Source organism: Streptomyces sp. NPDC002779, assembly GCF_042888685.1.
In the GTDB taxonomy this organism is placed as follows: Bacteria; Actinomycetota; Actinomycetes; order Streptomycetales; family Streptomycetaceae; genus Streptomyces.
On record NZ_JBIAQC010000015.1, the window covers coordinates 12692 to 30720 of the forward strand.

Consider the following 18029-nt stretch of genomic DNA (forward strand, 5'->3'; position numbering starts at 1 on the left):
GTGAGAGGTGAAGAGCGCGCTTGTCAGGTGTGTCGACGACGTGAAAGGCTCGTCCTCTGCCGCGAGGTTTCCCCCAACTCCATTGCCCCTATGGTGAGTTGACTTCGCTTGTGGATGCAGGAGACCCATGCCCGACCTGCCGAGCCCTCAGGACGCCGCCGAGGCCGCGCTGTTCTCCGAGTGCTGGGACGCCGTGCTTTCGTACGCCGACCTGTGCACGGCCGGCTCCACCGCGGCCACCGACCTGGCCAGGGAGGCGTTCTCGGCCGGCATGCGCGAGGTCCGTGCCGCCGCGTCGCACGGCACCCGGTACGCCGGCCGCCGCTCCCCGCGGCTGCCCCGGATACCCCTGCTGCTGACCGCCGTACGCACCGCCGCCGCCGACTGGGAGGTCAGCGGCCGGGGCAGCCGTCTCGACCCCGATCTGCGGCTGTGGCTCAACTCCGGCAAGGCCGCCCGGTACGCCGGACCGCCGCAGGGGCGCCCGCTCGCGCTGCGCGGACTGCGGGACATGCAGCAGCCCGACGCCGAACTGCTGTGGCTGGCCGAGGTGGAGGCGCTGCCGCTGTCCGTCGTGGCCCGCCGGCTCGGCCTCGACCCGGCCACCGTCTCCGAGGAACTCGTCCAGGTGCGGGGCCTGTTCCGGGACCGCTGCCACCGCAACCTCCTCGACGCGCCGCAGGCCCCCGAGTGCCGCGGCTATGTCCGGCTGCTCGACGCGGTCACCCGCTCACCCGTCACCGAGGTGCCGGCCGACCTCTCCCAGCACCTCGCCCGCTGCGTGGACTGCGCCGAGGCCGCCGCCTGTCTGCGGCTGCACGGCGTCGGTCTGCCCGCCGCCCTCGCCGGCGGGGTCATCGGCTGGGGCGGCCTCGCCTACCTGGAGCGCCGCCGGCGCGCCGCCGAGGTCCGGCTCGGCGCCGGACGCCCCGGCCCGGCGGTCGCCGACGGCGTGGACGCCGATCCCGCGGCGCGGAAGGCGAAGACGGTACGCGGCGGTCTGCTCGCCGCGGCCGTCCTGGTGTCGCTGCTGGCGCTCGCCGTGTCGCTGATGCCGTTCGGCGGCTCCGGCTCGGGCTCCGGCTCCGGCGGCGACACGGCGGCCGGCGACTTTGGCCGTCAGCCGGTGGCCGGCCAGTCCGGCCCGTCCTTCGAGCCCTCGGCCGAGGACACTGCCGCGAGCCCGTCCGCACGGCCTTCCGCCGGTCCCGGCGAGCGCACCCCCGAGCGCACCCCGGAGCGCGAGGACCCCGACCCCGGACCCCAGGGCACCGCCACCATCACCACCTCCGCAGCCGCCCCCAGCGCCCCGGAGACCTGCCGGGTCCGCTACCACCTGGTCAACCAGTGGCCCGACGGCTTCCAGGCCACCGTCACCGTCACCACCGAGCAGCCCCTGGACACCTGGCGGGTGGCCTGGTCCTTCCGCGAGGGCCAGCGCGTCGGCCACATGTGGGACGCGGACTTCACCCAGAACGCCTCCCGGGTCACCGCCACCGCCACCGCCTACAACAAGGCGGTCCCCGCCGACGGCACGCTCACCTTCGGCTTCACCGCCTCCTGGCAGGGCAAGAACTCCCCGGCGCACGACTTCGCGCTGAACGGCCGGGAGTGCGGCACGACCTGAGCGGAAAAAATACGTTGACGCCCGGCCGCGGGGCCGGGCTACAGTGACGGCGCATCACACCGATCGCGTGTGAACCGACGAGAGTGGACGAGGAGGTGTCGACCGATGGCTGTCTTTGCGATGGGCGCTGCCCGCATCCAGGAATCCATCAAGTCCACCTCCGTGGCCACCGGCTGAAACCCACTCTCCCTCGCGTCCAGCGACGCGCGCCGGGGCCGCCCTTGTGAAGGGTCACCCTTGACTTCCAGCTCCGCTTTCACCTCGCTCCTCCCCTACGGCTGGGACGACGCCTGGGCGGACGAGTTCGCCCCCTACGACGCCGAAGGCCTGCTCGCCGGGCGCGTCGTGCGCGTCGACCGCGGGCAGTGCGACGTCGTCACCGCCGACGGGATGCTCCGCGCCGACACCGCCTTCGTCACCCCCAACGACCCGATGCGCGTGGTGTGCACCGGTGACTGGGTCGCCGTCGAACCCGGCGGCAACCCGCGCTACGTACGGACGTATCTGCCGCGCCGTACCGCCTTCGTGCGCTCCACCTCCTCCCAGCGGTCCGAGGGGCAGATCCTCGCGGCCAACGTCGACCACGCCGTCATCGCCGTGTCGCTGGCCGTCGAACTCGACCTCGGCCGGATCGAGCGGTTCCTGGCGCTCGCCTGGGAATCGGGCGCCCAGCCCGTGGTCGTGCTCACCAAGGCGGACCTCGTGCCGGACCCGGTGACGCTCGCGCATCTCGTGCAGGACGTCGAGACGACGGCGCCGGGTGTACCGGTGCTGACCGTCAGCGCCCATCTCGACGAAGGGCTCGAGGTCCTCGCCGCCGTCGTCGGAGGCGGTACGTCCGTACTGCTCGGGCAGTCCGGCGCGGGCAAGTCCACCCTCGCCAACGCGCTGCTCGGGGCGGAGGTCATGGACGTCCGGGCCACCCGGGACATCGACGGCAAGGGGCGGCACACCACGACCACCCGCAATCTGCTGGCGCTGCCCGGCGGGGGCGTCCTGATCGACACCCCCGGTCTGCGGGGGGTCGGGCTGTTCGACGCGGGGACCGGCGTCGGGCAGGTCTTCGCGGAGATCGAGGAGCTCGCCGCGCGCTGCCGCTTCCACGACTGCGCGCACGAGGCGGAGCCGGGATGCGCCGTCCTCGCCGCCATCGACTCCGGGGAGCTGGCCGTGCGGCGGCTCGACAGCTACCGGAAGCTGATGCGGGAGAACCAGCGGATCGTCGCCAAGACCGACGCCCGGCTGCGGGCCGAGATCCGGCGCGACTGGAAGCGAAGGGGGGCGGAGGGGCGCGCGGCGATGCAGGCCAAGCGCAACGGCTGGCGTTAGGCCGCACCGACCGTCACGTCCGAATCCCGCTGGCCCTGTCCCGGTGACTGCCGGAGACTGGGACGCGTGATGGACGAAGACACCAGGTACGAGGCCGTGTGCAGCCGGGACGCCCGGTTCGACGGCGAGTTCTTCTTCGCCGTCGAGACCACCGGCATCTACTGCCGGCCCAGCTGCCCCGCCGTCACCCCCAAGCGCCGCAACGTCCGCTTCTTCGCGACCGCCGCCGCCGCGCAGGGCGCGGGTTTCCGGGCCTGTCGGCGGTGCCGGCCGGACGCGGCGCCCGGCTCGGCCGAGTGGAACGTCCGCGCGGACGTCGTCGGCCGGGCCATGCGGCTGATCGGCGACGGCGTCGTCGACCGGGAGGGCGTCGCCGGGCTCGCCGGCCGGCTCGGCTACAGCCCCCGGCAGGTGCAGCGCCAGCTGACCGGCGAGCTCGGCGCGGGCCCGGTCGCGCTGGCCCGCGCCCAGCGGGCGCACACCGCGCGCGTCCTGTGCCAGACCACCGATCTGCCGATCACCGAGATCGCCTTCGCCGCCGGATTCGCCAGTGTGCGGCAGTTCAACGACACCATGCGGGCGGTCTACGCCCGGACCCCGAGTGCCCTGCGCGCCGAGGCCGCCCGGTCCGCCCGGCGCGGCGGCACCCCGACCGCCGGAATCCCGCTCCGGCTCGCCCACCGCGGCCCCTACCGGTCCGGCGCCGTCTTCGACCTGCTCCAGGCCGAGGCCGTGCCCGGCGTGGAGGAGGTGAGCGGCACCCCCGGCCGGCGCACCTACCGCCGTACCCTGCGGCTGCCGCACGGCACGGGCATCGTCGCCGTCGACGAGCGGCCCGGCGGCAGCGCACCCGGCACCGGGACCCACCCCGGCGGCTGGCTCGACGCCCGGCTCCACCTCACCGACCCCCGCGACCTCACCACCGCCGTCCAGCGACTGCGCCGCCTGTTCGACCTCGACGCCGACCCCTACGCCGTGGACGAGCGGCTCGGCGCCGACGCCCGGCTCGCCCCCCTGATCGCCGCCCGCCCGGGCCTGCGCTCGCCCGGGGCCGCCGACCCCGAGGAACTCGCTGTACGGGCGCTGGTGGGGACCGCCGCTGCCGAGCGGCTGGTGCACGCGTACGGCAAGGCGCTGGACGCGCCCTGCGGCAGCCTCACCCACCTCTTCCCGGAACCGGCCGTCCTCGCCGGGGCGGAGCCGCACGGCCCCCTGGGCGCGCTCACGGCCGCCCTCGCCGACGGCGCCGTACGCCTGGACGCGGGCGCCGACCGGGACGACGCCGAGCGGGCGCTGCTCGCCCTGCCCGGCCTCGATGCCCGTACCGTCGCCGTGGTGCGCACCCGCGCCCTCGGTGACCCGGACGTCGCGCCGCCCGGCGCCGACGTCCCCGACAGCTGGCGCCCCTGGCGCTCGTACGCCTGGCAACACCTGCGCGCAGCAGGGGAGTTGGAGCAAGCCCGATGACCACCTTGTGGACGAACCTGGACAGCCCCGTGGGCCCCCTGCTGGTCACCGCCGACCCCGTGAGCGGTGCTCTCACCTCACTGTCCGTGCCCGGCCAGAAGGGCGGCCGGAGCGTCCAGGAGGGCTGGCGGCACGAGCCGGACGCCTTCCGGGACGCCCAGGAGCAGCTCACCGCCTACTTCGCGGGGGAGCTGAAGGAGTTCCGGCTGCCGCTGCGCGCCGAGGGCACCGCGTTCCGCGCGAGGGTGTGGGAGGCCCTGGACAGCGTGCCCTACGGCGGGACCACCACGTACGGCGAGATCGCCGCGCGGATCGGCGCTCCCCGGGCGGCCGTCCGGGCCGTCGGCGGCGCGATCGGCGCCAACCCGCTGCTGATCCTCCGCCCCTGCCACCGGGTGATCGGCGCCAACGGCACCCTGACCGGGTACGCGGGCGGCCTGGACCGCAAGACGGCACTGCTGACCCTGGAAGGGGCACTCGCGGTGGCAGGCACCACCGGACCGGAGCCCTCGGCGCGCTGAGTTCACCCCCAGATCACCACGCCCAGCCACGCCCCCGCGATCAGCAGACAGGTGAACAGCTCCGCCAGCACGCTGGAGCCCCCCGACCGCATCGCCGTGCGCAGGGCCGCCCGGGCCTCCGCGTGCCGGCCCAGGCGCCGGCGTTCCTCCAGGTAGATACCGGCCATGAAGCCGGGGATCGCGCCGACCACGGGGATCAGGAAGAACCCGAGCAACGCGCCCGCCCCGGCCCACACGCCCATCCGGCGGGTGGCGCCGCTCGCCCGCAGCCGCCGGGGCGGCAGGGCCCAGCGCACCACCTGGGACAGGAACAGGGCGATGGTCGTCCCGACCAGCAGCCACCACGCCACCGGCCGCGGGTCCTGCAGCGCCCACCACATGATCGCGGCCCATACCAGCCACGACCCCGGTACGCCGGGCGCCAGCACTCCGCACAGGCCGAGCAGGATGACCATGCCGACCAGCAGGGTGTCCGCCACTCCCATCTGACCAGAGTGCAGGAGCCCGGGCGGACCCGCAGGTCAGCGCTTGCGGACCGGTCGCCGCCCGGGCGCGCGGAGGTCGCACCCGCGTTCTGTGCTTCACCCGATTTTCGGGATGCCCCGTTTTCATCCGGCCCCGGCGGTGGACAATTAGGGGCATGAGCCAGCAGGGGGGAAGGCCCACCGGTCGGGACGACGACTGGTGGATGGAGCTGTACGACGACAGGACCGAGGACACGGGTCCCGCGGCCGCCCCGGATTCCCTGGACGACCGGTTCGCCTCGGCTTCGACCACGGTGAACAAGCAACGGGCCCCCTCCGAACCGCCGCAGCCACCGCCGACGGTGATGGTGACGGCACCCCCGGTCACCGCCGACCCGGCCCCTCCGACCGTCGCGTACGTGGGCTCCGGCCCGCCCACCTACGAGCCCGAACCCACCGCCCTCCCGCCCGCGGACCCCGACGACCTGGACGACCTGGTCGCCGACACCGTCCTCGACGGCGCCCAGTACGGCACCTGCACCCTGCGCGCCGCCTCCGTCCGCGGCGACTCCGCCCGCTACCGCGGCGAACCGCGCCGCGACTCCCTCCTCACCGCCCGCTTCGGCACCGGCGACACCGCGCTCGTCCTGGTCGCCATGGCCACCGGCGCCCGGGCCACCCCCGGCGCCCACCGCGCCGCCGCCGAGGCCTGCCACTGGATCGGCAGGGCCGTCGGCCGCAGCCACGCCCGCCTCGCCGAGGACATCCGCGCCGCCCGCCGCGGCGACCTGAAGTCCGGACTGCACCGGCTGACCGCCCGCAGCCTCGGCAAGCTCCGCGCCAGCGCGGCCGAACTGGGCGTGGACCCGGAGGAGTACGCCGCCACCCTGCGCTGCCTGCTGCTCCCCGCCGACCCCGAGTGCCGTACCCGCGTCTTCTTCGGCGTCGGCGCCGGAGGGCTGTTCCGGCTGCGGGACGGCGAGTGGCAGGACATCGAGCCGCGGGTCACGGACGTCGTGGGCGAGCCCGTGGTCGGCTTCGGCTCGCCGCCGTCCGAGACCCCCGAGGGCGACCGGCTCACCATGGACCTGGGCATCCCCAAGCCCCCGAGCCCCTACGAGCCCGCCCCGGAACCACCCCGCGAGCCGTTCCGTTTCCGGGCCTCGGTCGCCCGTCCGGGCGACACGCTCCTGATGTGCACCGGTGGCCTCGCCGAACCCCTGCGCGGCGAGGCGGACCTCGTCCGTCATCTGACCGACCGGTGGTCCGCCCCCACCCCGCCGGGGCTCGCCGCGTTCCTCGCCGACACCCAGGTCCGCGTCAAGGGCTACGCCGACGACCGTACCGCCGCCGCCGTCTGGGAGAACTGACCGAGCGAACCACGCGCCCCTGTGCCTCCAATGGAACCCGGAGCAGGCGATTCGAAGGGGTATGCGCAGCCATGGCCAAGCAGAACGTCGCGGAGCAGTTCGTCGACATCCTCGTCCGCGCCGGGGTCGAGCGCCTGTACGGCGTGGTCGGCGACAGCCTCAACCCCGTCGTGGACGCCGTACGCCGCAACTCCGGCATCGACTGGGTGCATGTACGGCACGAGGAGACCGCCGCCTTCGCCGCCGGGGCGGAGGCCCAGATCACCGGGAAGCTGACCGCCTGCGCGGGCTCCTGCGGCCCCGGCAACCTGCACCTGATCAACGGCCTCTACGACGCCCACCGCTCCATGGCCCCCGTCCTCGCCCTCGCCTCGCACATCCCCTCCAGCGAGATCGGCCTCGGCTACTTCCAGGAGACCCACCCGGACCGGCTGTTCCGCGAATGCAGCCACTACAGCGAGATGATCTCCAGCCCGCAGCAGATGCCCCGGCTGCTCCAGACCGCCATCCAGCACGCGGTCGGCCGCTCCGGCGTCAGCGTGGTCTCCCTGCCCGGCGACATCGCCGACCGGCCCGCCCCCGACAAGGCGGTCGAGACGGCCCTGGTCACCACCCGGCCCACGGTCCGCCCAGGCGACGAGGAGATCGACAAGCTGGTCCGGCTGATCGACGCTGCCGACAAGGTCACCCTGTTCTGCGGCAGCGGCACGGCGGGCGCGCACGCGGAGGTCATGGAGTTCGCCGAGAAGATCAAGTCCCCGGTGGGACACGCCCTGCGGGGCAAGGAATGGATCCAGTACGACAACAAGTTCGACGTCGGCATGAGCGGACTCCTCGGCTACGGCGCCGCCTATGAGGCCACCCACGAGTGCGATCTGCTGATCCTGCTCGGCACCGACTTCCCGTACAACGCCTTCCTGCCCGACGACGTCAAGATCGCCCAGGTCGACGTCCGGCCCGAACACCTCGGCCGCCGGAGCAAGTTGGACCTCGCGGTGTGGGGCGACGTGCGCGAGACCCTGCGCTGCCTGATCCCGCGGGTGCGGACCAAGAAGAACCGGCGCTTCCTCGACAAGATGCTCAAGAAGCACGCCGACGCGCTGGAGGGGGTCGTCAAGGCGTACACCCGGAAGGTGGACAAGCACGTCCCGATCCACCCGGAGTACGTGGCCGCGGTGCTGGACGAGATCGCCGCCGACGACGCGGTGTTCACGGTCGACACCGGCATGTGCAACGTCTGGGCCGCCCGCTACCTCACCCCGAACGGCCGCCGCCGGGTCATCGGCTCCTTCTCCCACGGCTCGATGGCGAACGCGCTGCCCATGGCGATCGGCGCCCAGTTCACCGACCGCCGCCGCCAGGTGGTGTCGATGTCCGGCGACGGCGGATTCTCCATGCTGATGGGCGACTTCCTCACGCTGGTCCAGTACGACCTGCCGGTGAAGGTGGTCCTGTTCAACAACTCCTCGCTCGGCATGGTCGAGTTGGAGATGCTGGTCGCCGGGCTCCCGTCGTACGGCACCACGAACAAGAACCCCGACTTCGCGGCCGTCGCCCAGGCCTGCGGCGCCTACGGCGTACGCGTGGAGAAGCCCAAGCAGCTCGCGGGCGCCCTCAAGGACGCCTTCAGGCACAAGGGCCCGGCCCTCGTCGACATCGTCACCGACCCCAACGCCCTGTCCATCCCGCCGAAGATCAAGGCCGACATGGTCACCGGCTTCGCCCTGTCCGCCTCCAAGATCGTCCTGGACGGCGGAGTGGGCCGCATGCTTCAGATGGCCCGCTCCAACCTCCGCAACGTGCCCCGGCCTTAGGGGGCGTACGGCCCCCACTCGCGCGCCGAGGTGTCGTACGCGTACCGGGGCAGGCCCTTGATGCCCGTCGTGCGCAGCGGGGTGCCGCGGTCGTCGATGCGGATGGTGCCGGTGCGGCCCTGGGAGGACCAGTCGAGTTCCAGGTACCAGCGGCAGTCGCAGCCCTCGGTACGGGTGGTGACGAGCAGGACCTCGGGGTCCTCGGCGGAGACCCGGTAGGGCAGGCGCATCGCCGGGATCGTGGTACCCGCGTCATTGCCGTCCACCGGGCGGGCGATCGGCCGGTCCTGGTCCAGGTCGACGTCGAAGTAACGCGGGGTCAGCGCCCCGCCGCAGCCCTGGTCCATGGCGTAGGCGTTGCCCTCGACGGGCGCCGCGCGGCCGGTCACCCGGACCCGCAGGGCCTCCAGGATCACCGCCGTGGACGTCCGCCCCTGCACCGAGATCCGCACCATGGTCTCCCGCCCGTGCACCGCGCCCTGCGCCCCGGCCCACACCCTGGCGTCCTGCGGGGCGGGCGGCGGCGGCACCCGCGCGGGCGGCTCGCCGATGACGTAGTCGTGCCCGCACCCCTCCGACCAGACGTGCGAGTCCGCGGTCCAGGTGAGCGGCACACCCTCCTTCGGCTCGCCCTGCGCGGAGGGTGCGCCGCTGCTCTTCTCCGCGGCGGGCCGCGAGGGCTTCACCGTCGGAGATCCGGAGGGGGAGGCGCCGGTGGCCGAGGGGCTCGGGGACCTGGGGGACGGGCTCTTCGACGTCGTGGCGGGTGCGGTCGTACGGGGCTTGCCCGCGCCCTGGGGCCGGTCGCTCACGGTGGAGTCCGGGCCGGTCTCCAGCGCGGAGAGGGTGCCCAGGGTGACGAGGAGCACCGAGACCACGGCCGCGGCGACCGCGCTCCGCCGACGGCGGTACCAGGGACGGCCCGACGGGACGGGCGCCGGTTCCTCAGTCGCGTCGTCGGGCGCCGGGGTGGACGTCGCGTCTGACGTCGGGTTCATGGGCGCCGGGCCGGGTGTCGCGTGCTCGGGGGCCGCTTCCGGAGTCGGGTTCTCGGGTGCCGGGGCGGACGTCGGGTTCATGGGCGCCGGGCCGGGTGTCGCGTGCTCGGGGGCCGCTTCCGGAGTCGGGTTCTCGGGTGCCGGGGCGGACGTCGGGTTCATGGGCGCCGGGTCGAGCGTGCCCTTCTCGCGCGCCGGTTCCGGAGTCGGGTCCTCGGGCGCCGGGTCGGGTGTCGCGTTCACGGGTGCCTGCTCCGCAGGAGTCTGCGGTGCCGCCGTGCCCCGGGGCCGCTGCCGGGCCGCCACCGCGAGCAGCCAGCGCCGGTGCAACTCCATCCGCTCCTCCGCCGACGCCCCGCACAGTGCGGCGAAGCGCTCCACCGGGGCGAAGTCCTGGGGGACCGCCTCACCGGCGCAGTAGCGGTGCAGTGTGGAGGTGTTCATGCCCAGCCGACGGGCCAGCGAGCCGTAACTGCGATCGGTCCGCTCCTTGAACCGCCGCAGCAGTGCGGCGAACTCCTCGACGTCGTCCTGTGCCGACACCCTTCCCCCGTGTTCTCCCGCCCGGGACGGCATCCCAGGCACCCCATGTACCTGCACGTCAGACGGCCTGGGATGGTTCCACCCCGGGGAAAGCCGCGTCCCCTGTTGCCTCCGGGGCCTGTGACCGCTGATGCTCGAGGTGTCGCACCGACGACGGCCGGACCGACCAGCCGGCGGCGCGGTGACGACGACCCGCACCCATACTCACCCACGGGGGGACACTCATGCCCAAGCGCACCCGAGCAGGCGCCATCACCGTACTCGCCGTCGCCGGCCTCACCGTCGGCGCGGCCCTCACCGTACCCGCGGGAGCCGCGTCGAAGACGGCGAGCGCGCCCCGCTTCCTGTCCGCTTCCCAGCTCCCGCCGCACCCCTCCGCGACCTGGACCGCCGGCAAGGTCACCGACGGAGTCCCGGACGAGATGCGGTTCTGCCTGGAGGAGGCGCTGCTCGCCTACGACTCCCGGTACCGCCCCTTCCACACCGACCTCGACACCAGCGCCCGGCAGCTGACGATCGTCGTCGGCACCGCCGCCAAGGCCAAGGCGCTGGCGAGCAGCCTGAACAAGGAGTTCAAGGCCTGCGCCGAACGGATCGAGGCCGACCCCGAGATCGAGGCCACGTACAAGTCCTACGGCTCGCTGCCGGTCGAGGAGGGCGCCCGCGTGCACGGTCTGCACACCGAGACCACCTGGGGCGCCACCGACATCCGGCTGCTCTCCGTCGGCCGGGACGGCCGGACCGTCACCGTCGTGGACTGGTCGCAGCTGGGCGACTTCTCGGACGCTCCGGTGTCCGCCTTCAAGAAGACCACCACCAAGGCGGTCAACAAGCTGTACTGACCGCGGTGGCGCCGGGGGGAACCGGGCCGCCCTCTCGCCACGGGGGTCGGGAGGGCGGCCCACGCACCCCGTACCGCCGCTCGCGTGCCGCCCCCTTTGTGGCCGAACGCCTGGTCGTTGACGATTCGACATGACTGCCCCGGGCCCGACGGGGCATGGATCCCGTGAACGTGTTCGAGCAGGAGGGAACCACATCGGCACGCGGGCGGGGGGTCATGAAGAGGCAGGTACGAGGGGGCGGTCCCGTAGCGATCGGGGCCTTCCCGACGGACACGGCTCAGGACAAGGGCGACGGCGGCGGGGAACCGGCACCGATGTGCCGGCTCAGCCGCAGACTGGGGCGCGCCGACCTCAGGGCGGTGCCCGAGACGCGCAGGGAACTGCGCGAGCTGCTGCGGCACTGGGGCAGGCCGGGACGATCGGAGATAGCGGAGCTGCTGACCAGCGAACTCGTCACCAACGCACTCGTCCACACCGACCATGACGCGGTCCTGACCGCCACTCTGGGACCGTGTGGACTGCGGGTGGAGGTACGGGACTTCGTGGCGCACCGGCCCAGGGTGTGCGTACCGGACGCCGACGACGGTACGCACGGCAGGGGCTTGGCGCTGGTGGAGTCCCTCGCGGACGCGTGGGGCGTGCGACCGCACGGCGTGGGCAAGGCGGTGTGGTTCGAGCTCGACGCGGAGGCCGCCTGAACGGCGGCCCGCACGACGACGGGAGGGGGTACGACCTGACGCCGTACCCCCTCCCGTGGCTCGTCCGAGGAGAGCGGTTTTCAGCCGAACTGCTGCTCCATCTCCTTGAGCTTGCGCTCCAGGGAGTCCAGCCGCGGCAGGGCCATGGTGTCGTCCTCCGCGGTGAGGTCGACGGTCACCGGCTCAGAACCGGTGCGGGCGGGCTGAAGTGAGGGACGCGAGCGTACGGGCAGCTGCTCCGGCGACGATATGGCAGGCTCCGCGGTGACCCGGTCGGAGCCGCCGCGCTCCACGGCCTGGACCTCCACCTCCACCTGGCGTCCGCCGCCCCGGCCGACGAACCCGCGGTGGCCGCGGCTGATGGCCTTGAGCTGGGCACGCTCCACGCGCTGCGCCTCGCGGCGCCGCCTGCGCTGCTCGTCCTTCTTCAGCTTGTCCTCGCGCACCTCCTCGACCGCCTCGTCCAGGCTGCGCACACCCTCCAGGAGCATCAGGGACCAGGCCCTGTAGGTCTCCCGGGGCGCCCGCAGCCAGCGGACCATGCGGATCTGCGGCAGCGGCCTCGGCACCAGGCCCTGCTCGCGCAGGGCGGCCCGGCGGGTCTGCTTCAGCGCCCGGTCGAAGAGCACCGCCGCGGACAGGGACATGCCCGCGAAGAAGTGCGGGGCGCCGTCATGGCCGACCCCCCGGGGCGCGTGCACCCAGTTGAACCAGGCCGCGGCGAACGCGAACGTCCATACGAGTATCCGGGAGCCGAGAGCCGCGTCACCGTGGCTCGCCTCGCGCACCGCCAGCACGGAGCAGAACATCGCGGCTCCGTCCAGGCCGAACGGGACCAGGTACTGCCAGCCGCCGGTGAGGCCGAGGTTCTCCTCGCCGAATCCGACCAGGCCGTGGAAGGAGAGCGCCGCGGCCACCGCGGCACAGCAGAACAGGAGCACATAGGAGACGGTGCCGTATATGGCCTCCTTGCGCCTGCGGCGCTCTTCGCTGCGCTCCCACGAGTCGTCCGCACTCGTGTCCTTCCCCGAGGAGCGCTTTCCGCGCGTGAGCACCGCCATCGCCGCCAGCGTGCCCAGGAGCAGTACGGCGCCCGGAAGCAACCAGTTCAGCGATATGTCGGTCAGTCTCATCTGGGGTCCCTTGCATTGGGATAGGGCGTAACGCCCGCCATAGTGGCCCAATCCCACCGGCCCTCAGGGGGTTTCGGGGCAAGAGGCCGCCAAGGAAGTGCAAGGGGATGCCCAGGGCGGCGTTCTGCTCGAACTGCCGCGTGAGGGGCGGGAGTTGAGTTCGAATAAGACTACCCGCACGGGTGGTTCCACGGAAAGTTCCTGCGACGAGTGAGGAAGTTGTGAAACACCTGAAACCCCGCGGGCGGTCCGCGGGGTTGATCTTACGGGAACCGGCGGGGTGCTCGTGCCCCGCGCCGGGTCAACTCGCCGTGGCCAGCAGCCTGCTGACGCGCTCGGTGTCGCAGGTGCGCGGGCAGGTGGCGCAGGTGTCCTCGGGGTGCAGGGTGTAGAACATGCAGCAGCTCACCCGGTCCCGGGTGGACAGCGGCTTCCCGTCCGGCCCGGTCAGCACGCGGAAGGCGGCGGAACCGGCGTACGGCTTGGTCGAGCCCGGCAGCAGCAGCTCCAGCTCCCGCATGGCGCGCTCCTCCTCGCCGAGGAGCTGTCCGACGTACCACAGGCTCTCGACGATCTCGTCGGTCGCCATGCCCCACAGGGCGCGGCCGCGGCGGCGCATGCGCGGGCCGAAGCCGGCGAGGACGGGTTCGAGGTGCTCGGCCACGGCGGTGCGGACCTCGGCGCGCAGGGCCTCCTCGTGGGGGACCACCCGGGCGCCCGGGAGACCGGCCGCCGGGTCGCTGGGCAGACAGGCGAAGCCGGCGGTCGGGCGGACCGCCATCCGGCCGATGGGGAAGTCGGGGGTGGTGCGGTCGTAGGAGACATGCGTCACGGGCAGGCGGGGGACGCGGCGGTGCAGGAACCAGGGGACGGTGATCAGCAGGCAGGCGGGCCAGGCGTAGCGGTGCAGTCCGAAGCCGGCGGTGACGTCAGGGCGGGCCCGCTGTGCGTAGTCGCGCCAGACCTGCTCGTCGTCCCAGGCCAGGAAGGCGTCGAGGGGGGCGCCCCCGGCGGCCAGCTCGGCGGCGGTGACCCAGCCGGAGCCGGTCGGGGTGGGGTCCGCGGTGTCCAGTTCGGTCACCCGGAGTGACGGGAGGACCTCGGTGAGCCGCGTGTACGCGTCCGTGGTGGCCGAACGGGGCACAGGCATCCGGGACTCCCGATTCAGTGCGGTTTTCAGGTAAGCCTTACCTTACCCAAGATCGCTTGGATTTGAACTGGCGGCCGGTGCGCTTATGGTGCTTGACGGATGAGTAACAACCCGCCGTAATGACCCCAAGACCGACACGTCCGCAGGAGGAGCCCGTGAACCAGGGTGCGCAGGGCTCCGCCGAGGCGCGGGCCGCGGGGACGCCGGGGATCGCGCGGGTCCGGGGCGAGGCCCGGGTGCCCGTCCAGCCCGGCGCCGCGGACGTGGCGCGGGGCGAACACACCCACAGCGAGCCTTTGCTGCCGCGCCCTCGGGCGGTCGTGCAGCGGTCCTCGGTGCGCGGGCAGATCCTCGACGCGCTGCGCCGGGCGCTGATGGCGGGGGAGTTGACGCCGGGACAGGTGTACTCGGCCCCCGCGCTGGGCGAGCGGTTCGGTGTCTCCGCCACGCCGGTCCGTGAGGCGATGCAGCAACTGGCCCTGGAAGGGGCCGTGGAGGTCGTGCCCAACCGGGGCTTCCGGGTGGTCGAGCGCGGCGCCCGGGAGCTGGTTGAACTGGCCGAGGTGCGCGCCCTGATCGAGGTCCCGGTGCTGCTCCGGCTGGCCCGCACGGTCCCGCCCGAACGCTGGGCCGGCCTGCGCCCGCTCGCGGAGGCGACGGTACGGGCCGCCTCCAGCGGCTGCCGGGCGACGTACGCCGAATCGGACCGCGCCTTCCACGCGGCGGTGCTGTCCCTGTCCGGGAACGAGCAACTCGTCCACATCGCCGGGGAGTTGCACCGCCGCGCCCAGTGGCCCCTGGTCGGCCCCCAGTCCGGCCGAGGCCGCGTCGACCTGATCACCGACGCGGCCGAACACACGGCCCTGCTGGACGCGCTGATCGCCCGAGACCTGGACACGGTGCGAACCCTGACAGCCGAACACTTCACGGCGACCTCGTAGCCCGGCCACGGCCGGTGCTGGTGGGCGCGTGCATGGCCAGGGCCCTGCTGGGCGAGCACTCCGCGGAGGGCTCGTAGGCGCCCCCGGGCGTCCCGGCATCGCCGCCCGCCCCGCCGTGACCGCAGTCGCGGCCGAACGGGCGGCGCTGCCCGGTGCGTGAAGTGCCCCGGCCCTTCCGGCGAGCCCATCGCCGGGGCCTCGTAGCCGCCCGGCATCGCGCCGCCGCCGGTGTTCCGCGCCCGCGTCGGCCTGCCCGCCGTCGCGGCCGAACGGGCGGCGCTGCTGGGCGCGTTGATCTGCCGGACGTGTCAGGCCGTTGCCGCGTCCGTCGTCGGTGGGGTCGTCAAGTGGCGGGCGAGCCAGGTCGGTACGCCGCCCAGGAGGCGGAACAGGCGGCGGGCCTCCTCGCGGAGGCGGGAGGCTTCCGGTTCGGGCTCGGTGTCCGCCAGTGAGGCCAGCGCGGGGGCCGTGCCCACCAGGTAGCCCAACTCCTCGCGGATCCGCAGGGATTCGGCGAAGCCGTGCCGCGCCTCCGCCAACTCGCCCTCACGCAGGGCGAGTCCGGCCAGATGGCGCCAGGTGAACGACAGCAGGAGTGGATCCGGGTGGGCCGTCGCCGCCGCGTGCGCCCGGCGGTAGGCCGCCCGCGCCGCCTGCGGCGAGTGCGCCAGGTTCTCCGCCAGCAGACCCCGCCGGAAGTCCAGCAGCGCCCGGCCCGGCGCCCCCGGCGGGATCAGTGCCGCCGCCCGCCCCAGCGCCGCCCGCGCCTCGTCCGCCCGGTCCCGGACCGTGTGCAGTGTGGCGGCGTAGGCAAGGTGCCCCCGTTCACAAGCGGCCGCCCCGCGCTCCTCGTCGGTGTGCGCCGCGGCCTCTGCCGTACGCAGCGCGTCCTCCGCGTCCTCCCAGCCCTGCTCGGTGTACAGACACCGCTCCACCAGCAGCGACGCCCGTTGCAGCGCGGCCGCCGGGGTCTCGGGCCGCAGCAGGGCCGCCGCGTCGGCCCAGCAGGCCCGCGAGCGCAAGCGCCATACCGCGGTCTGGAGTGGATCGTCACCGGCGGTCGTTCCGTTACCAGACATGGCGGTATGCGCCACGTTGCCCTCCCCGAGCACGCCCTTGAGCTTTGAGTGGTGGCCGCATTTCAGCATCTGCGGCCCACGCAGGCCAAGAGGGTAGGTGAAGGATTTCACAAAGTCGTGGGACCGCGACCCCACCAGGGGTATGCCCGCGCCACCTCAGCTCATCCGCAGCGCCAGGAAGAAATCGAGCTTGTCCTCCAGCCGGGACAGGTCCCGGCTCGTCAACTGCTCGATTCGCCCCACCCGGTAGCGCAGTGTGTTGACGTGGAGGTGCAGCCGGGTCGCGCACCGCGTCCAGGAGCCGTCGCAGTCCAGGAACGCCTCCAGCGTCGGGATCAGCTCGGCGCGGTGCCGGCGGTCGTAGTCCCGCAGCGGATCCAGCAGGCGCGCGGTGAAGGCGCGCCGCACGTCGTCCGGGACGAACGGCAGCAGCAGCACGTGCGAGGCCAGCTCCTGATGCCCCGCCGCGCACACCCGCCCCGGCCGCGCGGCCGCGACCCGGCGGGCGTGCCGCGCCTCCTCCAGCGCCCCGCGCAGCCCCTCGGCGGAGTGCACCGCCGCGCTGACGCCGAGCGTGACCCGGCCGTCGTCGTCGAGGCCCGCCGAGAGCGGGTCACGGACCGACTCCAGGAGCTGGTCGGCGAGCAGGCCCGTCTCGGAGCCGTCGTGCTCGGAGGAGACGGCGGGCAGCGGGACCAGCGCGATCGCCTCGTCGCCCGTGTGTGCCACCGCGATGCGGTCGGAGGGCTCCGGACCGGTGGTCAGCGGGTCGACCAGGATCTCCTCCAGCAGCGACTGGGCCACCGGGCCGCCCTCCACCGCACCGCCCTCCCACTCCACCCGGGCCACCACGACCTGCCAGTGCGGGGCCGCGCCCAGCCCGGGCAGCAGCACCGGTGCGGCCACCCTCAGCCGGGCCGCGATCTCGGCGGGCGCGGCGCCCGTCTGGACCAGCTCCAGGACCTCCTGCGCCAGCCGGCGGCGCACCGTGCGGGCCGCGTCCCGGCGGTCCCGCTCGACGGCGATCAGCTGGGTGACCCCCTGGAGCAGGTCCAGCCGCTCCTCGGGCCAGTCCCCGGCGTCCGCCTCCACGGCCAGCAGCCAGTCCGACAGCACCGTCTCGCGCACGTCCCGCGAGGCCTGCGGGGAGCGGCCGGTGCTGCGGACCGGGAACAGGGAGTACGGAGTGGAGTCCAGCACGATCCGGTGCGGGCCGCGCCGGCCGGTGCGGGCGGCGGCCAGGTGCTCGGCGGCGAGCTTGGCGCACAGGTCGGCGGCCAGGACCGGGCCGCCCACCTTCGACCCGGCGATCAGCCGTCCGGTGGGGGACAGCACCCAGGCGCGCAGGTCCAGGTCCGACCCCAGCAGGTCCAGGACGACGTCCGGACCGCCCCCCGCGGGCCCCGAGGTCATCATGCGCCGGTGCCGGTCCACGACCGCCGCGAGGTCCCCGGCCCGCTCCCCGGAGACCTGCCGTACGACATGCTCGGTGATCGTCGCGAAGGCCACCGACTCGTGCACGCCGAACAGCGGCAGCCGGTGCCGGGCGCAGGCCGTCACCAGGTCCTCGGGCACATCGCCGAGCTCGGCCTCCCCGGCCGCGAGGGCGGCCACCCCCGCCTGCGCGAGGATCCGCACGAACGGCTCCGAGTCGTCGGCGTCCCGGCGCCAGGCCAGGCCGGTGAGGACCAGCTCACCGCCCGACAGGTAGCGGCTGGGGTCCCGCAGGTCCGTGGTCATCACGCCACGGACGGTGCGGTCGAGTTCCTCTTCGCCGCCGAGCAGCCTGAGGCCCAGCGCGTCGGTGTCCAGCAGTGCGCGCAGCCGCATTCTCGTCGCCGCCGTTCCTTGTCTCGAAATCTACGATGGATCTGGGTGGAGGGGTGAGGTCTCGGGCCCGTCCGGCGGGCCGGTGGGTGACACACGCCGGGTCAGGGGTCACGATTCGGCTGTGTGCCAGGTCACGTGGTGTGTGCCTCACGTTTCCAGAGGAAAACCAGGAGGTTGCTGATGACCTCCGTTCATACGAATCTACAAGATGACCACCCTGGCC

At 73.6% G+C, this 18029-nt stretch carries 15 protein-coding genes; 9 read left to right on the forward strand and 6 right to left on the reverse strand.

What is annotated here, in order from left to right; genetic code table 11:
• Nucleotides 1-127 precede the first annotated feature (127 nt).
• The 4 genes from ACFYW5_RS31295 to ACFYW5_RS31310 all read left to right on the forward strand — a co-directional run bounded on the left by ACFYW5_RS31295 (nucleotide 128) and on the right by ACFYW5_RS31310 (nucleotide 4944).
• Nucleotides 128-1627, forward strand: coding sequence for a cellulose binding domain-containing protein (locus ACFYW5_RS31295; RefSeq protein ID WP_389420487.1), 1500 nt, complete (start codon nucleotides 128-130; stop codon nucleotides 1625-1627).
• 237 nt (nucleotides 1628-1864) lie between these two features.
• Nucleotides 1865-2956, forward strand: a complete 1092-nt coding sequence (rsgA, locus tag ACFYW5_RS31300) for a ribosome small subunit-dependent GTPase A (RefSeq protein ID WP_389420488.1) — start codon at nucleotides 1865-1867, stop codon at nucleotides 2954-2956.
• 69 nt (nucleotides 2957-3025) lie between these two features.
• A complete protein-coding gene (locus ACFYW5_RS31305) occupies nucleotides 3026-4423 on the forward strand; it encodes a DNA-3-methyladenine glycosylase 2 family protein (RefSeq protein WP_389420598.1) in 1398 nt (465 codons plus the stop codon).
• Nucleotides 4420-4944 (forward strand): methylated-DNA--[protein]-cysteine S-methyltransferase, encoded by a 525-nt coding sequence (locus ACFYW5_RS31310; protein WP_389420489.1) that lies wholly within the window; start codon nucleotides 4420-4422, stop codon nucleotides 4942-4944. The genes ACFYW5_RS31305 and ACFYW5_RS31310 overlap by 4 nt, the downstream gene beginning before the upstream one ends.
• 2 nt (nucleotides 4945-4946) lie before the next feature.
• On the opposite strand, the gene ACFYW5_RS31315 is transcribed toward ACFYW5_RS31310, so the two are convergent.
• Nucleotides 4947-5429, reverse strand: coding sequence for a DUF456 domain-containing protein (locus ACFYW5_RS31315; RefSeq protein ID WP_389420490.1), 483 nt, complete (start codon nucleotides 5427-5429; stop codon nucleotides 4947-4949).
• Nucleotides 5430-5584: 155 nt separating this feature from the next.
• Here ACFYW5_RS31315 and ACFYW5_RS31320 point away from each other — a divergent pair, with 155 nt between their 5' ends.
• Both ACFYW5_RS31320 and ACFYW5_RS31325 read left to right on the forward strand, forming a co-directional pair.
• Nucleotides 5585-6778: a PP2C family serine/threonine-protein phosphatase gene (locus ACFYW5_RS31320; protein WP_389420491.1), complete on the forward strand. Its 1194-nt coding sequence runs from the start codon at nucleotides 5585-5587 to the stop codon at nucleotides 6776-6778.
• 71 nt (nucleotides 6779-6849) lie between these two features.
• The gene (locus ACFYW5_RS31325; protein WP_389420492.1) at nucleotides 6850-8592 is read left to right on the forward strand and encodes a pyruvate dehydrogenase; all 1743 of its coding nucleotides are present in this window, start codon (nucleotides 6850-6852) and stop codon (nucleotides 8590-8592) included.
• Here ACFYW5_RS31325 and ACFYW5_RS31330 read toward each other — a convergent pair.
• Nucleotides 8589-10166 (reverse strand): helix-turn-helix domain-containing protein, encoded by a 1578-nt coding sequence (locus tag ACFYW5_RS31330; protein WP_389420493.1) that lies wholly within the window; start codon nucleotides 10164-10166, stop codon nucleotides 8589-8591. The genes ACFYW5_RS31325 and ACFYW5_RS31330 overlap by 4 nt on opposite strands.
• A gap of 191 nt (nucleotides 10167-10357) precedes the next feature.
• Here ACFYW5_RS31330 and ACFYW5_RS31335 point away from each other — a divergent pair, with 191 nt between their 5' ends.
• Both ACFYW5_RS31335 and ACFYW5_RS31340 read left to right on the forward strand, forming a co-directional pair.
• Nucleotides 10358-10975: a hypothetical protein gene (locus ACFYW5_RS31335; protein ID WP_389420494.1), complete on the forward strand. Its 618-nt coding sequence runs from the start codon at nucleotides 10358-10360 to the stop codon at nucleotides 10973-10975.
• A 314-nt stretch (nucleotides 10976-11289) separates the two neighbouring features.
• Nucleotides 11290-11673, forward strand: a complete 384-nt coding sequence (locus ACFYW5_RS31340; RefSeq protein WP_389420599.1) for an ATP-binding protein — start codon at nucleotides 11290-11292, stop codon at nucleotides 11671-11673.
• An 80-nt stretch (nucleotides 11674-11753) separates the two neighbouring features.
• Here ACFYW5_RS31340 and ACFYW5_RS31345 read toward each other — a convergent pair whose 3' ends face one another.
• Together ACFYW5_RS31345 and ACFYW5_RS31350 are read right to left on the reverse strand one after the other, a co-directional pair.
• Complete coding sequence (locus ACFYW5_RS31345) at nucleotides 11754-12806, reverse strand: DUF2637 domain-containing protein (RefSeq protein WP_389420495.1); 1053 nt, start codon at nucleotides 12804-12806, stop codon at nucleotides 11754-11756.
• Nucleotides 12807-13107: 301 nt separating this feature from the next.
• The gene (locus ACFYW5_RS31350; RefSeq protein WP_389420496.1) at nucleotides 13108-13956 is read right to left on the reverse strand and encodes a (2Fe-2S)-binding protein; all 849 of its coding nucleotides are present in this window, start codon (nucleotides 13954-13956) and stop codon (nucleotides 13108-13110) included.
• Nucleotides 13957-14111: 155 nt separating this feature from the next.
• Between ACFYW5_RS31350 and ACFYW5_RS31355 the strand changes: the two genes are divergently transcribed.
• Entirely contained in the window at nucleotides 14112-14897 is a 786-nt protein-coding gene (locus ACFYW5_RS31355; RefSeq protein WP_389420497.1) for a GntR family transcriptional regulator, read from the forward strand.
• Between the two features lie 308 nt (nucleotides 14898-15205).
• Here the strand turns inward: ACFYW5_RS31355 and ACFYW5_RS31360 are convergent, their stop codons facing one another.
• Together ACFYW5_RS31360 and ACFYW5_RS31365 are read right to left on the reverse strand one after the other, a co-directional pair.
• Entirely contained in the window at nucleotides 15206-15976 is a 771-nt protein-coding gene (locus ACFYW5_RS31360; RefSeq protein ID WP_389420498.1) for a hypothetical protein, read from the reverse strand.
• A gap of 156 nt (nucleotides 15977-16132) precedes the next feature.
• Nucleotides 16133-17806, reverse strand: a complete 1674-nt coding sequence (locus tag ACFYW5_RS31365; protein WP_389420499.1) for a PucR family transcriptional regulator — start codon at nucleotides 17804-17806, stop codon at nucleotides 16133-16135.
• Between the last annotated feature and the right edge of the window lie 223 nt (nucleotides 17807-18029).